The following is a 21,130-nucleotide window of genomic DNA, read 5'->3' as shown; positions in this document are numbered from 1 at the left end:
AGGTTCGAATCCTGCTCCCGCAACCATTTCAATAAAGATTCAAAGAATAATCTCCCTAAATCGTAGGTTCACTTTTAAGTTCAAACAAGTGCTCCCGCAACCATTTCAATAAAGTTCAAAGATCAATTACCCTAAATCGTAGGTTCACTTTTAAGTTCAAACAAGTGCTCCCGCAACCATTTCAAAATTCGTAGGTTCACTTTTAAGTTCAAACAAGTGCTCCCGCAACCATTTTAAAAAATTGTGCTATCCCTTTTCTCGTTAATGTATATGTATTCATTTATTTATAAATCTATTTGTAGTCGTTGATCTATTGGTGGTGGGCATGAGCTTTCGCGGACGATGAGCTGTGTGGGCAAGGTCATTTCTGGGTTTGGTTTTTTGCCTGATAATATGTCGAGTAATAACTTCATCGAAGTTTCACCGATCAATTGTCGTGGCTGATGAATCGTCGTTAATTCAGGCACGCAATACTCGCTCATTGCTAAGTTATCAAAGCCAATAACAGATAGTTCGCTGGGTACTGGAATGTTCATTTCTCTGGCTATTTTGAGCACGCCAATTGCTGCTTCGTCGCTGTGGCAAACAATCGCTGATGGTTTGTTTGGTAGCGATAATAGTTGTTTACCAAGATTGTAACCGGCGATGAATGAAAGATCACCTTCCATTATGTATTCATCCGTCACAGGGATTTTCCATTTTTTCATGGTTTCTGTGTGACCATTTACACGAGCATTGTAGACAGGGGTACTTCTTTTTCCTGTAATGCAGGCTATTTTGTAGTGCCCCATCATAATTAAATATTCAACGCCTTTTTTGGCGCTGTAGTGATTGTCGATGTGAACTGTTGGTACAGGAATGTCAGAAAAGTATTCACCAGCGATAACAATGGGGAGTTTTACTTCGCCAGCACTGTTAATAATCATAGATTCAGGTACATCAGAAGAAAGAGATAATACGCCATCTACCTGCTTACTTTCGAATAACTCAAAATAACTGCGTAGTCGTGATGACTCATTGCCAGCATCACCAATTAATAGCTTGTAACCATGTTTATGAGCGAGTGCTTCTATGCCATGAACAACCTCTGAAAAGAAGGTGCTGTCTATGTTAGGAAGAACAACAACAATGGTTTTTGACTCACTTTTACGTAAGCTTCGGGCAAGCCCGTTTGGAGAATAGCCTACTTCTGAGGCGGCTTTTTCTACTTTTTGGCGAGTGGTAGGAGATACCATTTCTGGGTTGGCTAATGCTCTAGATACCGTTGCAGTTGATACTCCCGCTAGCTTTGCTACATCTTTAACTGTGGCCATAAGAGTCCAAAAGCAAGAAGAAATAAAGAATAGTAGCGCCCAAATGCATAGCCTTTTAACGGTGAGTTTTTATGATTGCACATCTTACCAAACTCTCTGCCTATGCGCAGCGGCTATTCCTCAGGAAAATAGTGTTGTAAGAACTAAGTCATTAGAGCAAAAGCTCTAATGACTTAGTGTTAATAATACTGCTTAGTAAGCGGCGTCTTTAAAGTAATAATCCGCAGCGTTTTCTTTCGTCACCAAGTCTGCGCCTAAAATGACGCGAGATGGTTCGTGGTATAAATAACCAAGTTTTTCGTGTTTGACGCCATGAACAGCAAGAGCAATGCCGGACGCAATCATAGATGGGCTATAAGTGACCGTTGCACGTACCATTTTATTGCCTGATTGAATCATTTCGATGATGTCTTTAGAGCCTGCGCCACCCAATACGGTTTTGATATCAGTACGACCTGACTCTTCAATGGCTTTTAAAACACCTTTCAGCATGTCGTCATCTTGGCACCATACTGCGTCAATTTTAGGATGCTTCTGCAAGAAGTTTTCCATCACTGATAGCGCTTTTTGTGTAGACCAATCACCTGGTTGAGAGTCAAGGATTTTGATATTTGGGTAACCAGCAATAACGTCGTTAAATGCATCGACACGTTGTTTGTTGATAGGAATTTGTAAGCCTTCAATCACTACAACATTGCCCTTGCCAGACATTTCTTTGGCTAACCATTGGGCACCAACACGACCTAGACCGGCGTTATCTCCAGCAATGAAGACATTTTGAGCAGGGTGGGCAAGTTCACGGTCTACTACAACCGTATAGATACCTTCGTCGTAGGCTTCTTCAATGACTTTTTGTAAGGTTGCTGGGTTGTGAGGAAGGATAACCAAAGCATCAATGCCCTTGATCATTAAATCTTCTACATCGCCCACTTGTTTTGAACCCGAGCTTGACGCAACGACGAAAAATTCGATGTCTTTTTCTTTTGCTTTTAAATCTGCCGCTGCTTTATTTGCCCACCAAAGTAGCCCTGCAGTCCAACCGTGGTCTGCAGATGGCACACTTATACCAATTTTGTATTTTGCAGCGTAGCTTGTGCCAACAAAGGCAAACAGCATAGTAAACACTGCGATTAGTCTCATGATTTTATTTTTATACTTCATGGATACTCTCCGTTTTACATTGATTTAATAGTGAACAAAACGCCTGTTTTGCTCGGATTCTTGTTTTTCTTCTTTGGTTTGCATAGTAAGAAAAACCAAGCCTTTAACGGTCGCCCTTAAATTGCACTAAAACCGCAGTCAAAATAACGAGACCTTTAACCATGCCTTGTAGATAAGGCGAGATGCCCATTAAATTCAGCATGTTATTGATAATACCTAAAATGATCGCACCGATGACGGTGCCCCAAATGGTGCCTTTACCGCCAGATAGAGCCGTGCCGCCAATAACAACCGCTGCAATCGCGTCTAGCTCATAAAACAACCCTGCATCGCCTGGGCTGACGGAATTTAAGCGCGATGCTAATAAAACAGCAGATATACCAACTGATACCCCGGCAATTAAAAAAGTTAGAAAATATACCCAGCGCACTTTAATTGCAGAATAAGATGCTACTTTTGCGTTTGAGCCTACAGCGCAGACATGGCGTCCAAATGCGCTGTGTTTTAGTAAGATATGATAGGCAACAGCCAACAGTAGAAAGACCCAAACAGGGTAGGGAATGGCCCATAAGTAACCGCCACCAATATCCGCGAAATGTTGATTTTGAGAGACCATTTCCCCCGCATCACTGATATATAGTGTCATAGAGCGAAAAATGGACATGGTGGCGAGAGTGGCAATAAACGAAGCTACTTTACCACGTGTAATGACTAGCCCATTTATCGCACCAAATACACCTCCTAGAGCGATGGCTGAAGAAACTGCCATTGCAACTGCCCACCAACCATCGCCAGCACCATTAATGATCATGATGGACAGTACGCCAACCAAAGCCACCATTGAGCCAACGGATAAATCGATTCCGCCGGCGATGATGACGAATGTCATACCCAAGGCAATAATGCCGGTATAGGAAACCTGTCTCAATACGTTGGTAATATTGCGCGGCATTAAAAAATGCTCGCTGGCAATGGACGAAAACAGAACTAATAAAAGCAATGCGATAAAGGGCGCGTAAGTTGCTATATCTAGTCGTTTTAGGCGCGTGATCATGGGCGATAATTCGAACATGGCCATAGTGAATCCTCGTGTATTCTTATTGTTTTTTGCACCTGAGCTTATGAAAAAGCACGGCGTCGTTTTTAATTTACGTTTAGTCATTAACAGCTTTTCAAATTAGGCTTGAGCCATGGTTTTTAAACCTGCCGCGTAATACATGATCTCTTTTTCATTGATGGCATCTCCGGTGAGCTCTCCCATGATCTGACCGGATCTCATTACCATGACGCGATGTGATAAGCCCATGACTTCTTCCAGTTCTGACGAAATCACAATGATGGACACACCTTGTTCGGTCAGTGAGCGTATAAAATGGTATATCTCTTTTTTGGTATTCACGTCGATGCCTCGAGTTGGTTCATCCAAAATGAGGATGTTCGGGTGAGTGTCCATCCATTTTGATAAGTATACTTTTTGCTGGTTTCCACCACTTAAGTTGGCCAAGTTTGAATGCAAAGACGCCGCCTTTATGTCGAAGCGTTTAACGTATTCTCTCGCAACTTGATTCTCTTTTTTATGCTGAATAAGTCCTCTCACATAAGAGGAAAGCGAAATGAGGGTGATGTTCTTTGGTATATCAAAATTCATGATCAAGCCTTTACCTTGGCGATCTTCTGATAGGTAGGCTAGGTTGTAAGACACCGCATCTGCGATCGAATTGATTACTGCTTTTTTTCCATTTATTTCAATTTCACCGCTGTCTTTTTTACGCAGTCCCATTACCGCTTCGGCAGTCTCTGTTCGACCCGCGCCGATTAGGCCAGCAAAGCCAAGCACCTCACCTTTTTTGAGGTCAAAATTGATGTCTTGTAACACCCCTTTGATTGATAGGTTACTTACTTTAAGTACGACTTCATCAGTATGTTCTGTACGCTGAGGATAGATTTGGTTTAATTCACGGCCCACCATTTTACGAGCCATGTCTTCTTCATCTATTTCTGCAACGTCATCCACACTAACGAGGTGGCCGTCACGTAAAATGGCCAAACGATCACAAAGTAGCTTCACTTCTTTTAGTTTGTGAGAGATGAATATAATGGTGACACCACGTTGTTTTAGTTTTTCCACCAAGCTGAAAAAGATATCCACTTCGTGATCAGTTAACACTGTCGTGGGCTCATCCATAATTAGGATACGTGATTCATTAACGAGCGCCTTGGCAATTTCTACCATTTGCTTTTGTGCCACACTAAGATGCTCTATTAATGCATCTGGGCTTAAGTCGGTTTCTAACTCTTTGAGAAGTTCACTGGCTCTGTCACGCATCACCGATTTGTTGAGCAAAAAGCCCTTTTTAATTTCGTTGCCAAGAAAGATGTTTTCAAACACATTTAGGCTACTAATTAGGTTAAATTCTTGCGGTATCATGGCAATGCCTAGACGTTTTGCATCCGCGGTAGACTGGATTGATACCTCGGAACCATCGATCTTAATACTGCCCGATGTTTTGGTATAAATGCCGCTAATAATTTTGAGAAGGGTCGATTTCCCAGCGCCATTTTCTCCCAGCACACCGAGCACTTCACCAGCAAAAATATCCAGCGTGATTTTGTGTAAAACACGCACACCAGAGAATTCCTTAACAATGCCGCGAATTTGCATAATGGGGTCATTCATTTGCTTTGACTCCTAGTTACTGGTCATTGGCTTTGAGAGCGTGTTGTCTTCTAGAGAGTGCCATGTACTGTTATTAGCAGATGATGCCAACACAGCAGTTATGAATTTCATTCCGTCAACACCATCATCAATACTAGGAATAAAACCCTGAACTGAACGCACATCAGCACCCGCTTCAATGGAATGAATCGCAGCAGCAATGTCGACGTATAGATTGGCAAAACCTTCTAAGTAACCTTCAGGGTGACCTGCTGGAATTCGGGAAAGGCGGTTGGCTTCTTCGCCAGCGCCGTGTCCGGCTCGGGTGATTTTCTGAATAGGCTCACCAAATAGTGAAAGCCATAATTCGTTAGGGGATTCTTGAGCCCATTCGATGCCTGCTTTTTCTCCATACAGGCGAATTTTCAAACCATTTTCATTACCAGGAGCAACTTGGCTAGACCACAACATGCCTTTTGCTCCACCATCAAAGCGCAGCATGGTGTGAACGTTGTCATCCAAGCGGCGGCCATCAACAAAAGCCGTTAAATCTGCAGATACCTGTTGAACTTTTTGCCCAGAAATAAAACAAGCTAGATTGAAAGCGTGGGTTCCAATGTCTCCTAAGCAACCAGCCAGACCAGATTTTTCTGGATCTGTGCGCCATTTTGCCTGTTTGTTATTTGTGTTTTCAGCTTGATCTGTTAGCCAATCTTGGGCGTATTCCACTTGAATTACGCGCAATTTTCCTAGTACGCCAGTATCAACCAAATGTTTGGCGTGCCTAACGAGAGGGTAGCCAGTGTAGTTGTGAGTAAGGGCAAAAAATGCGCCAGATTTTTCCACTAGGGCTTTTAATTCTAAGGCTTCGTTTAGATCTTTCGTTACGGGCTTATCACAAATGACGTGAATACCTTGCTCTAAAAATGCTTTTGCGACAGGGTAGTGCATGTGATTTGGTGTGACGATAATCACCGCCTGAATACCATCTTTGCGCTGTTTCTCTTTTTCTGCCATAACAGAGAATGATGAGTAGGAGCGTTCTTGATCAATACCAAGCCGAAGTGCCGAAGCGAGAGCTCTATCAGAGTCAGAAGATAAAGCGCCAGCAACCAATTCAAAGCCATCGTCAATACGAGTTGCAATACGATGTACCGCGCCAATAAAAGCACCATCACCGCCGCCTACCATACCAATGCGGATACGTTTGTGAGTCATGTTGTTGTCCCTCTATTTCAAACCAAGAATGCGTCGATTAGTTTCGTTATCAATGCCACTGCTGGCGAAGTCATCAAAGGCGCGCTCAGTGACGCGAATTAAATGATCGTTGACAAACTTGACGCCTTCTTCGGCTCCGGCTTCTGGATGTTTCATACAGCATTCCCATTCGATTACAGCCCAACCGCCAAAATCATATTGAGTGAGTTTCGAAAAAATACCCTTGAAGTCGACTTGTCCATCGCCTAAAGAGCGAAAGCGTCCTGCACGATCTATCCAGCTTTGGTAACCGCCATATACGCCTTGTCTGCCAGTGGCATTAAATTCAGCGTCTTTTACATGGAACATCTTGATTCGTTCATGGTAAATGTCGATGAACTGCAAATAGTCGAGTTGTTGTAAAACGAAATGAGAGGGATCAAATAGAATATTAGCCCGCGGGTGATGATTGGTTGCCGCTAAGAATAAGTCGAATGTAACGCCGTCATGAAGATCTTCTCCCGGATGAATCTCATAACAAACATTGACGCCGCAGCGGTCAAATTCATCAAGTATTGGAATCCAACGATTGGCTAATTCTTCAAAGCCAGCTTCGACCAAACCAGCAGGTCTTTGTGGCCAAGGGTAAAGATAAGGCCAGAGTAGGGCACCAGAAAAAGTGGCGTGATTTGTTAGTCCTAAATTCTTAGAAGCTTGTGCGGATTTAAATAGTTGATCAACCGCCCATTGTTGACGAGCTTCTGGGTTACCTTTGACATGGTCTGGCGCAAAGCCATCGAACATATCATCGTAGGCAGGATGAACAGCGACTAATTGTCCTTGTAAGTGTGTAGACAGCTCGGTTACCACCATACCGTGCTTGGCGAGAGTGTCCTTAATATATTTGCAGTACTTAAGATCGCTTGCAGCTCTATCTAAATCAAACAGTCTTTGATCCCAAGTGGGTATTTGTACCCCCTTGAACCCGAGGTTTCCTGCCCATTCTACAATGTTTTCAAACGTATCGAATGGTGCTTCATCGCCTGCAAATTGAGCGAGAAAAAGAGCTGGACCTTGTAAGGCTTGCATAATAATAACCCCCATATTTATTTTTATTTGAGTGGTGTTTTATGTTTGTAATCGATTACATTTAAGTTCATAAAAAAAGACTTTTCAATGTATTTTGTAAAGTCTTTCTGAATTATTTGGCTTGAGTATAGTGATTTTAATGGCTAAGTAAATGGATTTTAGCGATCAATTAGTGCGATTTTATGTATATTGAGTGTTAATGGAATGAAATGCATTACAAAAAACAGTGGTTTTGTGCTTACCATATGAGAGCTTTTTATAAGAAAAAACTATTTACCAGCGAGCAAAGCAGCCACATGACAATAGCGTAGTGAACGCTATTAGTTACGATGGTTTTTGTGGGGATTTGGTAGCGGCTTGTCATTAATAATCCCAGCCCTGTTAATCCGCTACTGCCTGCGGAAATAGCCCAAGCGCTTAGAAACAAAAAGCCTAATTGAGTTGGATCTGGGTGTAATGGCAACAGCATTGGACTCGCTATGGCGATGCTCACAACAGGATGTATTCCGATGACGCCAGCGATAATCATGATAGCGAGAGTCAATGAGAATAGCATCGGACTAAACGTAAAGCTGTCCAAATTAAAGAATTGCGGATAGCTAAGAATAATCGCACTAATGCCATTAGAAAAGATGCCGGCAGCGAGAAATAATGCAAACTGACTGCCGATTTGAGCCAGTTTGTGGTTCACAAAATGCGACAAGCTTTTCCTTCTTGATGGCGTGCGCATCAGCAGTATAGTTGCGCTTGGTGCTAACAGACAGATCAGAACCAATATGCTGATATCAGGCCAAATGAAATGAAAAAATATAACACTAGAAGCCAGAATCATAGGAATGAAGAGGCTTTCTTTACGAATGGGGTAGCCATTAAAATCACCTTTAGTGCGTCGAAAGGCTTCTGCAGTGGAAAAAATGATGGCGACTAGCCCCATAGCAAGACCTGGGATAAGTGTTTTTTGCCATTGCATTCCTGGTGCATAAATTATTGCAACGCCGGTTGCCACGAAGAAAGGTGACCACCAAGCCGCCGCGGAAAAGTTACGAGTCAATATAAACTGCTGTTCAGGAGTTAATTTTATCGCGCCTTTTATACGGTCTGCGAAGACTAGAATTACTGATAGATTAATCACTGCGCCTAATACTTGCACGCCAAGCGCCGTGTTAAATATAGCGCTGAGGCCCTTTGGTAAAGGGCGCTTTTCATCTGTTGAGCTGGTTAGATCTAAAAAAGAGACAGCAACAAACATCGCCAGCATTGGCAAATTAACCGCAAAAACCTGCTGCCACGTCATCCATGTGCCTTTTGACCCTGCAAAGAGTAAGGTTGCTATTCCAATCATCATCAGCCAAGTTACTTGTCGCTTTGCGCTTGGTGCTAAGGTATGCCACATGGCGATATTGGCTCCCCACGCCAGTAGGGTAGGCAATAACACAGGGGTCAAATGAGCAACTGACAATAGATAAAAAACCAATGTGCCGAGTACAAACCAACCTGTGTATTTTTTAAGTAGATTCATTACGAGCGAATTGTCCTTGCGTTGTTGAAGTTTTTTTCTTAACAAGAGTGATCTAAGTAACATTAAGATAAGCTTTAAATAGTGATGCATCTATAGGTGATCGGCAATAGGCTATGCGCGCTATTTATTTCTTGTCGAAGGAAGTTGTTTTTATAAACATGTATGTTTTTTTGATTTTTAGCATGTGCTGGTTGTTTTTTATACTAAATGTTTGATTCTTCAATGTATTGAGAGTATCAATATTGCACATATATTAATCGGACTTGTTCGAGTTGTAATTTTGTATGGATGACCTTCCATAATCTATAAAATGTCGTGTTGTTGGTTCATGGTGTGTTTTCTGTGTTACTACCATCAAGCAAGGAAAAGGCTAAGGCATGCAATTTTTTTTAAGGAAATTGATTCGTTATTATAGACATAACGTCGACGAAAATCTGAATAGAGAAGAAGGCTATCAACAAAGTTTTTTAGCCGGTTTTTTTGGACTGATGGGCTCCATCATTTCTTTTTTTACAGCTTTAAATAGCCTCTCCATTCAGCTTTATAGCTTAGCTATCTGTTTATTTTTAGTAAGCGCTTTATTGTTGTTATCCTTTTTTATACTCAAATCTTCTACTTATAAGCGGTTTCATAATCTTTCGCGCTATATAGCTCTTTTAGGTTTATTTTCTTTAGGTATTTATTTGATAAATTCTGGTGGTATCAATAATAGTGGTCCGCTATGGATCTGTATCATCCCTTCGGTGACATTTGCTTTCTTAGGTTTAAAGCTAGGGCTTATTGCTAATGGAGTCTTGTTTGTTATTTCATCTACTATGTTGTTTTTTCCGAGTGATGCACTTTTAGCTACAACATATTCTTATGAGTTTAAAACACGTTTGATATATGTGTTTTTAACCATAGTGGCCTTATCTGGAGTTTATGAAGCGGCCCGGCATTACTCGTTTATGCGACTAAAGTCCATGAAGGAGAAGTATGAGCATCAAGCTCAGTTTGATTATTTGACACTCTTACTAAATCGTCGAGGAATCCAAAAAATACTTAATAAAGAGCATCAGCAAAGAAAACTTACTAATAATGTTTCAACTATCGCCACTTTGGACATTGATAAATTTAAAGCCATCAATGATGAGTTTGGTCATGAAGTTGGTGATATGGTGCTTAAACATACAAGTAGAGTACTGAGTGATTGTATTCGTTCGCAAGACTCATTAGCACGTTGGGGGGGTGAAGAGTTTTTACTATTACTTCCTGAAACTGCAGAACAAGAAGCTCTCATACTGTTGGAATCGGTTCGTGAGTGCGTAGAAAAAACACCTTTTGAGCATGGCAATATTAGTATTTTTATTACCTTGAGTGTCGGACTATGTGAAACATCACCAGATGTCGATTTTAATGAAACCATTAAATTTTCTGATATCAGTTTATATCGAGCAAAACAGGCAGGACGAAATACGGTTTTTGCTTATTCACCAGAGCTCTAAGATAGAATTTTTAGATGACACGTACCTCATCTACTTGCCTTTTTATTCTGCAAAAAACAAATCTCTTACGTCAATTGCCATTAACCAGAATTTCTGAAGCCTTGCATCTCTCGATAGCGTTTTCTACATGGAGATACTTGCGAATCAGACCAAGATGCCAAATATTATCCACCCCGTGTATTTCCTGATTAGATTCATCTAAAGCGTTCTGACATTACACGGTTACATTTTTACGAAGCAGGGGTTAAAGAAAAGAGTGATATTTCTATAGATGAACAGCAATCTAAAGTCCTAAATTTCTTGTCACAGTGCTTTTTTTTAATTAGCTTGGAGCGCTGTAAAAAAGTGGGCTGTGTGAAGCGACTTGCAGAAGTGATTAGTTTGCTAGCAGATAAATTTAAATAAATGCACACTCAGTGTGCAAAAAAACATCAGAAAGAACAGTATGGTGCAAAAATGACAAAGGTTACAAAAAGCGTAGAGAAAGTAAAACTAACCCGGGAGGAGATTCAAAACAATATCCTTCAGGCGGCTATTTATGAATTTAGTCGACATGGTTTTATTGGTACTTCAACTCAGTCTATTGCTGAACGAGCTGGCCTTAGAAAGTCCCAATTACACTATTATATTGTAGATAAAGAAGATCTTTATAATCAGGTGCTTAGTAAGCTTTTTAGAGCTTGGGGGCGACTTTCTGAGTTGAAGAGTGACAGTCAAACACCCGCGGAAATATTAAAACATTACATCTATGTAAAATTACAATTTGCTTTAAAATATCCTGATCTATCAAGGGTATTTACGATGGAAATTTTATCTGGTGGTGAACGTTTAGCGCCATTTTGGCCAAGCGCCTTACATAACACTAAATTGAATTCTGAAGTAATTAATAATTGGGTGCAGCAAGGAAAAATACGATCTTTGGATGGCCGTTTATTGATGATGAATATTTGGGCATTAACACAGTATTACGCAGATTACAGAATTCAAGCAGAGCTAGTCATGTCGGCTTCTTTGGATGAATCTGATCTTCAAGACTGTTTAATAAATGAAGTGACGACCCTTATTTTAAAGGGGTGTGGACTTTAATTATTAAGACTATTAAGCGCTTTTAGTACCCCCCTTCTTTTTTCATTTCCTATAAGGTTACTTATGCAATGATTCATTAAGGACAATGAATATTGGCATACTAAATGCAAAGTTAGACCGATTGGACAAACCGGTTGGTTGATTATGAAATTAAATGAAAGAATAAAAGTCAGAGTAAGTCGGCGTGAGTATTTAACAAAGGATATTGTTCTTTATAAGCTTGAGCCTTTAGAAGGTTTAAGCTTGCCTTCATTTTCTGCAGGTTCACACATTGAAGTGCACATCTCCGAACAATTTGCACGCGCCTATTCACTCTGCAGTGATCCAGCTTTTGCTTCGGCTCATTACTGTATTGCGGTCAAGCTTGAAGACACTGGCCGTGGTGGCTCTAAGTCAATGCATAACTCTGTGTTCGTGGGGACAGAACTTAGCATTAGTCCGCCCAAAAACTTTTTCCCATTGGAAGCTAGAGCCTCTCATCATTTATTAATAGCTGGTGGAATTGGCTTAACACCTATGTTGTCGATGGCGTACAGCTTGCACTCTAAAAGTGAACCATTCACCTTGGTCGTATGTGCTAGCAGCAGCGAAAAATTGCCATTCTTCGATATCTTGAATAACTCTCCTTGGCCTATCCATTATTTCTTAAATGGTCGTGAGTCTATTGACCTAACGACCATTTTGTCCTCACTGCCCGATGATCCACATATATATTGTTGTGGGCCTGAGGGGTTGATGTCCATGGCCAAAACGAACTGTGAAGTGTTGGCGCGAGCCCATTGGCATGAGGAGCGGTTCGCAGCAAAGACCGGAGAAATAAAAAGTAATGAGTTTGAGTTATATCTGAGTGAAAGCGATCAGCGTGTTGTTGTTGAAGAAAACATGACCATGATGAACGCGCTGCGAAATGTTGGCATCCATGTTGAAAGTGTATGTGAACAGGGAATCTGTGGAAGCTGTCTGGTGCGATGGCGTGATGGTAATCCTATTCACCGTGATGAATGTCTGGAGCCTGAAGAGCGAGATGAATACGTCGCTTTGTGTTGTGCTGGATGCAACTCCTCTAGTCTTACTTTGGAGCTTTGATTATGGGACTGACAAAGAATCAATACCTTACATACGCAAGACTGCCAAAGTGGCTTTTACCTTCAGGCTGGCCAATGGAGGGAATGGCGCCGGCTTTGGCGACTATTCACATATTTGAGGGAAAGGTTCATAGCGTAGTCCCTTCTGTGCAAGACGATTCTGGAACGAATTTGTCTGGGGGGCTTGTTTTACCTGGTTTGGTTGAAGCCCATGCACATTTAGATAAAACCTTTACCATACATCGTTTAGGTGAGTTGCAGCCTGGCTTGTTAAATGCCATTCAGGCGATGAAATCGGATCAAAAGAATTGGTCATATGAAGACTTATTTGATCGAGCAGAACAAGCTTTAGAACAAGCTTATCGAAATGGTGTTGTGTTTTTACGTACTCATGTGGATTGGGTATCTGAAAACACTCCATTGGCATGGGATGTATTCGGAGATTTAGCGAAAAAATGGCAGTCTCGTGTTCGTCTTCAAAGAGTGGCGCTTATTCCTCTTGGCTTGTTGGAAAATAAGGCATGGAGTCGACAGATAGCTAACACCATTCGATTGTCTGATGACAGTCAAATGGGGGGCTTCATTCACAGTAGTAATTTTACTTACATTGGGATAAAAAATTTAATTGAGGCGGCGTCCGACGAAGCCTTGATTCTAGATCTTCATATTGATGAAGAACTCATTGATGAACCTCAAGGTTTACCCGCGTTGTTAGACATTTTGGATGGGCAGAGTTTTCATTCCAGAATCGTTTGTGGGCATGTCTGTGCCTTAAGCAGTGTAGACGAATCTGTTGCATTGACATTATTGGGTCGAGTAGCAAAACATCCTATCACTTTAGTCACTCTTCCTGGGACAAATCTACTACTTCAAGACGCGAGAACTGGAAGAACTCCCCGAAATCGAGGCCTAACGCTTGTTAATGAAGCAATGCAGCGAAACATTCCCACCATGGTCGCCACGGATAATGTTCAGGACGCTTTTTGTCATTTAGGCGAATACGACCCAGTAAAAGCCCTTCAACTTGGAGTATACAGCGGGCATTTACAACATGCTTTTGATGTGTGGTCACAATCGATTTGTCGATTTGACTGGTTGAACAGTGCGACAGATAAAAATTTTAGTTTGGTAGGTAAAGAGGCTGACTTCGTCATTTTTGATACCAAGAACGTCTCAAGTTGGCCCAGTAATATTGCGCGATTAGTTATGCGAAAAGGTCAGTTCATAACCAATACATCCATTTTTCATAGTCGTTTTGATACCCATTTCAATGATCAAAATAAAGAGGTTAATGATGAAAGATAAAGCAGAATCAGCCGGTGGTGCGCCATTAGCAAAATATGCAGCCAGTAAGCGAGTAGGGGACTTTGTGTTTCTTTCCGGTGTGATTGCAGTTGATCCAAAAGCACAAATTATTGTGAATGGATTTGATGACATTCCAGCAGAAGCGGCCAATTTAATTGGTCGTACAGGTGAGTTTTCTACGGATTTTAAACAGGGTCCGATTTTGGCACAAAGCTGGTATGTGCTCAATGCGATTAACGAGCACATGATTCGCGAGGGAGGGAGCATCAAGGATGTATTCAAATTGGTTCAGTATTTTAAAAATCTAGATCATTTTCCTTATTACAGCCAAGTTCGTAAGCACTTTTTTTTGGATGAATTACCCATTTCTACCGTTGTTGAAGTGAGTGGCATGTTGCCAAGCAAAGAGATGTTGATCGAAGTAGAAGCTACGGCTTATTTACCCATTTAAAGAACGAAAGCTATATAGCTGGTTAATAAACAGAGGTGTCTTATGTTGCACGGATTTACTCCAAAAGAGCGTTTTTTACCCTATTTGAGTTGGGTTGATATAGACGCTTTGGAAGACAAAGAAAATATTGTGATTGTTTTACCAGTAGGGGCTATTGAACAGCACGGGCCGCATCTTCCATGTTCTGTCGATGCCACTGTTGCAGCAGGGGTGGCTGGAAAAGCGCTATCACTTTTACCTAATAATATCCCTGCTTACGGTATACCTCCCATTATCTATGGTAAGTCAGATGAGCACATTCATTTCCCTGGGACGATAACCTTGAATGGAGAGACGCTTCTGCACATGGTGCAAGAAATAGGAGAGTCTGTTTATCGTGCAGGGTTTAGAAAATTACTCATGGTCAATGCGCATGGCGGTCAGCCTCAACCTTTGGAAATGGCCGCTCGGGAGCTGCGCTTGCGTCATGGTGACTATATGGTAATTGCCCGTTCTGCATGGAGTGTGGCCCATGATAGTAGTTTCTTTTCAGATAAAGAGAAGCAGCTGTCTATGCACGCAGGACACGGTGAGACTGCCATCATGATGGCTTTGGATCCAGACTCAGTGAAGATGGAAAGAGCTGAAGCAAGCTATCCGCCACCATTTCCATGTCCGACGCTAACCACTGGAAGACCTGCTGCGGCATGGGCCAGTTATGATTTTGGCCCTACTGGTGTGATTGGCGATCCTACAATGGCGACTTTGGAGCAGGGCCAACAATTGTTGGCACAATTAGGAGGGCAGTGGGCACAGGCAATCACTGAAATTTATCAAGCAGACTGGATGAAGCGCCAAGAGGTTTCTTGGGGCAGAGGTCATTATCAAGGTCATATTCAGAGTCGAAAGTAAGATCATTTTTTATTGTGTTATCAAGCATGAAATTAGGAGAGAACCATGAGTCTATATGAGATAAGTAAGAAATCTTTTTCTAATGTACTTTCTGTTGCCGCACTAGTATCTACCACTATCTGCACGACACATGTGATGGCAGCGCCGACGAAGTTTACCTTTATAACCAACTGGTATGCTCAAGCTGAACATGGTGGATATTATCAGGCTCTTGCCGAGGGACTTTATAAAAATGCGGGGCTTGATATGACAATTCGTATGGGGGGTCCACAAGTCAATAATCTACAACTACTTGCAGCAGGTAAAGCTCAGTGTGCGATTGTTGATGATATTGGTGTGATGATGGCTCAGAAAAGAGGCATTCCGGTAAAAATGGTAGCGACAAGCTTCCAGTTTGATCCAACGGTTGTTATTACCCATAGTGATATTGATACATTAGAAGATCTGAAAGGGCACACTGTACTTATTGCTAGCAGTTCACAATCGAGCTGGTGGCCATGGGCAAAGAAAAAGTATGGCTTCACCGACGCTATGAGCCGCCCTTATACCTTTAATATTCAGCCATTTATGCTTGATAAAACCGTTGCTCAACAAGGTTATATGACCTCTGAGCCTTATGCCATGCAAGAAGCAGGGGCAGATTTTAAAAGCTTCCTGATAGGTAAAGAAGGTTACCCACCTTATGGAAACTCGATTGCTTGTCGGACTGAGGTTATTGAGCAGCATCCAGAAGAAATAAAAGGTTTTATTGACGCTTCTATGCAGGGGTGGAAAACGTATTTAGCTTCTCCAGCTAAGGGTAATGAGTTAATCATAAAAGATAACCCGAATATGACAGAAGACCGAATTGCATACGCGGTGAACTTATTAAATAGCTCTGGCATCGTAACGGGTGGCGATGCACAAACCAAAGGAATTGGGTATATCAGCGACAGCCGTATGAAAAAAACTTGGGACATGGCAGTTGGGAATAATTTGTTTAGCGCTTCAGATGTAACGCTTTCAGAAGTTTACACCACTGAATTTGTTGATGCAGTGAGAGTGATGCCATGAGTATAAATGCAGTCATCAAAGCATTTGATCATTCAGAGCAAATGCTTGAGGAGCATCCGCAAAATGATGGCGTTGCTCCCGCCATTGAATTGTTATCTACCGACAAAGTTTATAACAATGGAACTAGAGCGTTATTGCCGGTGGATTTGAAAATCAAACAAGGGGAGTTTGTCACCTTATTGGGGCCTTCTGGGTGTGGAAAAAGTACCTTGCTAAAAATGGTGGCAGGTCTTGAAGAACCGAGTGATGGTCGACTTTTGTTATGGCGAAAACCTATTAATCAGCTGGCTAATAATGGCCGTACTTTGTCTTTTGTTTTTCAAGAAGCTTCATTAATGGCATGGCACAGTGTACGAAAGAATGTTCGTCTTGCACTTGAGTTAGAAGGCGTTAAAGGCAAAGAGGCAGATGAGCGGGTTGAAAAAGTACTTAAGCTGGTTGGATTAGAAAAATTTTCCGAAGCGTTACCGAAAGAGCTTTCTGGAGGCATGCAAATGAGGGTTTCTATTGCAAGGGGGCTGGTTATTAAACCAGATCTCTTGTTAATGGATGAGCCTTTTGGTGCTTTGGATGAAATCACCCGTTACAAATTGGACAGTGATTTGTTGGATCTTTGGCAGCGTAATGGGTTGACTGTTATTTTTGTCACACATTCTATTCATGAAGCCGTTTTTTTATCTCAGCGTGTCATTGTGATGGCAGCCAGACCAGGAAGAGTTGTTGCAGATATAAAAATCGAAGAGCCTTTTCCTCGTAAAGCTGAGTTTCGAATGCAGCCGCGTTTTACTGAATATGCAATGCAATTACATGATTGCTTGGTGAGCGCCTCAACGGAGGATGAGCTATGAATACTATAGCGCCAAATCCAAAACGCCCTTGGTTGTCTCATCCGAGAATTCGTAAGGTTATTGTGCCTGGGGTAATTGCCGTGATTTTGTTACTACTTTGGCAAGCCGTGGTGACAGCTGGAAAAGTCCCAGAATACATTTTTCCTTCCCCTTTGGTCACTCTTAATACTTTGTATGAGGATTGGGGGTTATTAGGGCCATCCTTGTTGTTTACTTTGAAAATTACCTTACTGTCGTTTTTGATGGCGACGGTGGTTGGTTGTGGTATTGCATTTTTGTTTGTTCAAAGTCGAGCAATAGAAACGGCCTTTTTCCCCTATGCGGTTTTGTTGCAGGTCACTCCAATTGTTGCTATTGCGCCATTAATTATTATTTGGATTGAAAGCACAGTATTAGCCTTGGTTGTTTGCTCAACATTGGTGGCCTTATTCCCCATTATCTCTAATACCACTTTGGGCTTGAGAAGTGTCTCTCCGAATCTACTGGCGTATTTTAAATTACGTCAAGCGAGTCGATTGCAGGTCCTCTGGCGATTGCGTATTCCTTCTGCATTACCATATTTTTTTGCAGCATTGAAGATTGCGAGTGGATTGTCTTTGGTAGGAGCTGTGGTTGCTGAATTCGTGGCTGGAACAGGAGGAAGTAACACAGGACTGGCTTATCAAATTTTACAGTCTGGTTATCAGCTAAATATACCTCGTATGTTTGCGGCCTTAATTTTGATTTCGTTAACTGGGGTTGTGTTGTTTATGGCTATGTCTATTTTGTCTAAGTTGGCAATAGGGCATTGGCATGAAAGTGAAAACTAATATCTCTGTTTGAAACGACGTCTTTTTTGATTTTTACTATGATTAATGTGAGTTTTTCCAATGACTACAATTGAAAATACCCAAGAATTACAACGTATACTACCGGAGCTGAATTGGCTGACATCGCCTATTCATATTAAGCGACTATCAAAAGACTTTTATTGGTTTAGCCCGCTTTTGAAAGCGCAATTAGCCGATAAAAAAGCCGACTTAATAGTACGACCTCGTAATGAAGACGAATTAAAACAGCTAATTTGTGAAACCGTTCGTTTAAATGTCCCAGTTACTGTGAGAGGCGGAGGAACTGGGAACTATGGTCAATCTATACCTTTAAATGGCGGTGTCATTATTGATATGACAGACTTTAATCAGCTCAACTGGATAAAAGACGGTGTTGCAAGTGTTCGACCAGGTATGAAGCTTGGAAGCCTTGAAGAATCCGCTCGAGAATCTGGCTGGGAGCTACGCTGTATGCCATCGACGTATAAAATGGCGACGATTGGCGGCTTATTTTCAGGCGGCTTCGGCGGCATTGGTTCTATTAATTATGGACCTATTTCGGCCTCAGGAAATGTGCTCGCTGCACGTGTAATGACACTAGAAAATCCACCCAGAATCATAGAACTGCGAGGGTATGAAACCCTTAATTTTCATCATACTTACGGTACTAATGGTATTCTGGTTGAGTTAGAGGTAGCGCTTGCGCCTGCGAGACAGTGGGACGAATATATGCTGGCGTTTGCGGATTTAAGCCATGCTGTTCACTTTGCTAAATCAATGACCAACAGTGTTGGCATTGATAAACGAAATATCGCTGTATTTGACGCTCAAAGTGCCGCGCATTTTTCCGAAGCCAGTGAAAATTTGAAAGCCGGCGAGAATTTGGTAATTGCTATAGTCTCGTCAAATTCAAAAGAGCCCATGTTAGAGTTGTTGGAAGAAAAACTTGGCCGTATTGCGTGGTCTCAGATTGCCGCCGATATGCAGCAAAATCAACATACTTTGATGGAATATTGTTGGAATCATTCAACCTTGCATGCTCTTAAAAAAGACGATTCTTTAACGTATTTGCAAGCAAATTACCTAGCAGACAAACTGCTAGAGCAATTGGCTGGCATTCGAGAGCAAGTGGGTGATGAGGTCGGCGTTCATTTGGAGTTTATCCGGAGCACAGACTCGTCTTTATTTGTTACTGGCTTGCCGCTGATTCATTATTCGACGCCAGAACGATTGATGGAGCTGATTTCTATTCATCAAAGTTTAGGAATAAAAATTAATAATCCACATGTTTATACTTTAGAAGATGGTAAGCATGGTGGCCGATTAAGTGACGAAATTTTAACGAGCAAAAAGCAAAACGACCCTCACTCGTTATTGAACGTGGGGAAAGTTCGCAGCTTGTGTTAAATGAAACAAAAAGCATTTAAGATTAGCAAAGTGTTTTATCACATCATAAGGATAAGGTCTGATGAGTCATTTAAGAACAATCAAAATCGTGTTAGTTGGCTGTGTTGCTCTGTTCGCAGGGTTGGTGGCTTTTAATAATGTTGTGGATTACGGGTCTAACTTTGCTTTTGTGCAGCATGTATTAACCATGGACACGACGTTTGAATGGAATGAGTTAAAATATCGTGCAGTCGATGAACCTGTTTTGCATCACGGATTTTATTGGTTGATTATCTTGACCGAAGCTTTAGTCGGTATTTTGTGTGCTTTGGGCGCATGGAATATGTGGCAAAAAAGAAAGCTAGATAAAAAGCAATTTAACACGGCAAAAACACTGGCAAATTTTGGTTTAGCTCTTGGTGTGTTGCTTTGGTTTACTGGATTTATGACCATTGGCGCTGAATGGTTCTTAATGTGGCAGTCACAGATTTGGAACGGGCAAGCTTCTGCGTTTCGTTTTATTGTTGTGTTGTTTTTAGTGCTTATCTTTATTAACCAAGTCGAAGAAGAGTCTTAGTCAGCGCTTCGTTTATAAATAAACCGCTCTTATATTGTATTAAAGCCCTTTGGATTTATGTCCAAAGGGCTTTTTTGTAAAAACGCTAAACCGAAACAAAAAAAGATAATACCGCTTATTAAAGCGCCGATTTACATTCGTCTCACTCCATCAGGAGATCGTTCACTTTTAATAAAAATAACAAGGAATGAAAAGATGAAAAAAATCCTTTCCATGAGTTTGCTGGCAACTCTCTGTGCAGCAACGTCTCTTCCTGCATTGGCGGCAGGTGAGAAAATCGGTTTGTTGATGTCTGACTTACGCTTAGAGCGCTGGCAGAAAGATCGAGATTTGTTTACGGAAGCGGCTGAATCTATGGGCGCTAAGGTTTACACACAATCAGCCAATGGCGATGCGAACACACAAATTTCTCAAATTGAAAACATGATTTCTCGTGGAGTTGATGTGTTGGTTATTGTGCCAGAAAACGGTGAAGTACTCGGTAATGTTTTGGCAGAAGCCAAAGCCGAAGGTATTAAAGTACTGGCCTACGACCGATTGATTAAATTCGCCGACATCGATTTGTATGTGTCTTTTGACAATATTCGTGTGGGGGAAATGCAGGCCGAAGCTTTACTGAAGCGTAAACCAAAAGGTAATTATTTTTTGATGGGAGGGTCGCCAACAGATAACAACGCGAAGATGTTCCGCCAAGGTCAAATGAACGTACTGCAACCTGCGATTGATTCGAAAAAAATCAACATAGTAGGCGATCAATGGGCAATGGGTTGGTCAGCTGAGGCTGCGTTAAATATTATGGAAAATGGTCTTACTGCCAATGCCAATAAGATCGATGCGGTAGTGGCGTCTAACGATTCTACCGCTGGTGGTGCGATCCAAGCCTTAGCTGCACAAGGTTTGAGTGGCAAAGTGGTGATCTCAGGCCAAGATGCAGACTTAGCGGCTATGCGTCGTATTGTTGCTGGCACACAAACCATGACGGTATACAAACCAATTTCGAAACTGGCAAAAACCAGTGCGGAAATGGCCGTTAAGCTGGCTCGTGGTGAAAAAATCAAGGTTAATGGCCAGGTTAATAACGGCAAAAAAGACGTTGATGCTGTGTTGTTAACGCCTATTTCGGTTACCAAAGACAACCTAGATTCAACCGTCATTGCTGACGGATTCCATTCTCGTAATGATGTTTACAATCCTTAGATTTCCTAATGTATGGCGCTCAA

The 21,130-nt window shown here is 41.7% G+C and carries 19 protein-coding genes; 12 read left to right on the top strand and 7 right to left on the bottom strand.

Annotation, left to right across the window (positions count from 1 at the left end):
• Positions 1-284 precede the first annotated feature (284 nt).
• From TY87_RS21365 to TY87_RS21335, 7 genes are all read right to left on the bottom strand, one after another.
• On the bottom strand, positions 285-1,313 hold the full coding sequence (locus tag TY87_RS21365; RefSeq protein WP_100188599.1) for a LacI family DNA-binding transcriptional regulator: 1,029 nt from the start codon (positions 1,311-1,313) through the stop codon (positions 285-287).
• Positions 1,314-1,505: 192 nt separating this feature from the next.
• Positions 1,506-2,474, bottom strand: coding sequence for a substrate-binding domain-containing protein (locus tag TY87_RS21360; protein ID WP_012069560.1), 969 nt, complete (start codon positions 2,472-2,474; stop codon positions 1,506-1,508).
• A gap of 103 nt (positions 2,475-2,577) precedes the next feature.
• Positions 2,578-3,552: an ABC transporter permease gene (locus TY87_RS21355; RefSeq protein WP_012069561.1), complete on the bottom strand. Its 975-nt coding sequence runs from the start codon at positions 3,550-3,552 to the stop codon at positions 2,578-2,580.
• A gap of 99 nt (positions 3,553-3,651) precedes the next feature.
• Entirely contained in the window at positions 3,652-5,151 is a 1,500-nt protein-coding gene (locus TY87_RS21350; RefSeq protein WP_100188597.1) for a sugar ABC transporter ATP-binding protein, read from the bottom strand.
• A gap of 12 nt (positions 5,152-5,163) precedes the next feature.
• Complete coding sequence (locus TY87_RS21345) at positions 5,164-6,348, bottom strand: Gfo/Idh/MocA family protein (protein ID WP_100188596.1); 1,185 nt, start codon at positions 6,346-6,348, stop codon at positions 5,164-5,166.
• Positions 6,349-6,360: 12 nt separating this feature from the next.
• Complete coding sequence (locus TY87_RS21340) at positions 6,361-7,416, bottom strand: sugar phosphate isomerase/epimerase family protein (protein ID WP_100188595.1); 1,056 nt, start codon at positions 7,414-7,416, stop codon at positions 6,361-6,363.
• 256 nt (positions 7,417-7,672) lie between these two features.
• Positions 7,673-8,935, bottom strand: a complete 1,263-nt coding sequence (locus tag TY87_RS21335) for a hypothetical protein (protein WP_100188594.1) — start codon at positions 8,933-8,935, stop codon at positions 7,673-7,675.
• A gap of 377 nt (positions 8,936-9,312) precedes the next feature.
• On the opposite strand from TY87_RS21335, the gene TY87_RS21330 reads away from it, so the two are divergent.
• From TY87_RS21330 to xylF, 12 genes are all read left to right on the top strand, one after another.
• Entirely contained in the window at positions 9,313-10,419 is a 1,107-nt protein-coding gene (locus tag TY87_RS21330; protein WP_100188593.1) for a GGDEF domain-containing protein, read from the top strand.
• A 456-nt stretch (positions 10,420-10,875) separates the two neighbouring features.
• Positions 10,876-11,505, top strand: coding sequence for a TetR family transcriptional regulator C-terminal domain-containing protein (locus tag TY87_RS21325; protein ID WP_100188592.1), 630 nt, complete (start codon positions 10,876-10,878; stop codon positions 11,503-11,505).
• Positions 11,506-11,649: 144 nt separating this feature from the next.
• Entirely contained in the window at positions 11,650-12,591 is a 942-nt protein-coding gene (locus TY87_RS21320) for a PDR/VanB family oxidoreductase (RefSeq protein WP_100188591.1), read from the top strand.
• Between the two features lie 2 nt (positions 12,592-12,593).
• A complete protein-coding gene (locus TY87_RS21315) occupies positions 12,594-13,895 on the top strand; it encodes an amidohydrolase family protein (RefSeq protein ID WP_198432156.1) in 1,302 nt (433 codons plus the stop codon).
• Positions 13,882-14,346, top strand: a complete 465-nt coding sequence (locus TY87_RS21310; protein WP_198432155.1) for a RidA family protein — start codon at positions 13,882-13,884, stop codon at positions 14,344-14,346. Before TY87_RS21315 ends, TY87_RS21310 begins: the two co-directional genes overlap by 14 nt.
• A 42-nt stretch (positions 14,347-14,388) precedes the next feature.
• Positions 14,389-15,237: a creatininase family protein gene (locus TY87_RS21305; RefSeq protein ID WP_100188589.1), complete on the top strand. Its 849-nt coding sequence runs from the start codon at positions 14,389-14,391 to the stop codon at positions 15,235-15,237.
• 45 nt (positions 15,238-15,282) lie between these two features.
• Complete coding sequence (locus TY87_RS21300; RefSeq protein ID WP_100188588.1) at positions 15,283-16,290, top strand: ABC transporter substrate-binding protein; 1,008 nt, start codon at positions 15,283-15,285, stop codon at positions 16,288-16,290.
• Positions 16,287-17,138, top strand: a complete 852-nt coding sequence (locus TY87_RS21295) for an ABC transporter ATP-binding protein (protein ID WP_198432154.1) — start codon at positions 16,287-16,289, stop codon at positions 17,136-17,138. The genes TY87_RS21300 and TY87_RS21295 overlap by 4 nt, the downstream gene beginning before the upstream one ends.
• Positions 17,135-17,947 (top strand): ABC transporter permease, encoded by an 813-nt coding sequence (locus tag TY87_RS21290; RefSeq protein ID WP_100188587.1) that lies wholly within the window; start codon positions 17,135-17,137, stop codon positions 17,945-17,947. Before TY87_RS21295 ends, TY87_RS21290 begins: the two co-directional genes overlap by 4 nt.
• A gap of 60 nt (positions 17,948-18,007) precedes the next feature.
• Complete coding sequence (locus tag TY87_RS21285; protein ID WP_100188586.1) at positions 18,008-19,354, top strand: FAD-binding oxidoreductase; 1,347 nt, start codon at positions 18,008-18,010, stop codon at positions 19,352-19,354.
• Positions 19,355-19,415: 61 nt separating this feature from the next.
• A complete protein-coding gene (locus TY87_RS21280) occupies positions 19,416-19,910 on the top strand; it encodes a DUF2165 family protein (RefSeq protein ID WP_100188585.1) in 495 nt (164 codons plus the stop codon).
• Between the two features lie 195 nt (positions 19,911-20,105).
• Positions 20,106-21,107, top strand: coding sequence for a D-xylose ABC transporter substrate-binding protein (xylF, locus tag TY87_RS21275; protein WP_072840855.1), 1,002 nt, complete (start codon positions 20,106-20,108; stop codon positions 21,105-21,107).
• The last annotated feature ends 23 nt before the right edge of the window (positions 21,108-21,130 follow it).

Source organism: Marinomonas sp. BSi20584, from assembly GCF_002792415.1.
GTDB lineage: Bacteria > Pseudomonadota > Gammaproteobacteria > Pseudomonadales > Marinomonadaceae > Marinomonas > Marinomonas polaris.
The sequence above is the reverse complement of the archived record's forward strand: the minus strand, read 5'-3'. Positions and strand labels throughout refer to the sequence as shown.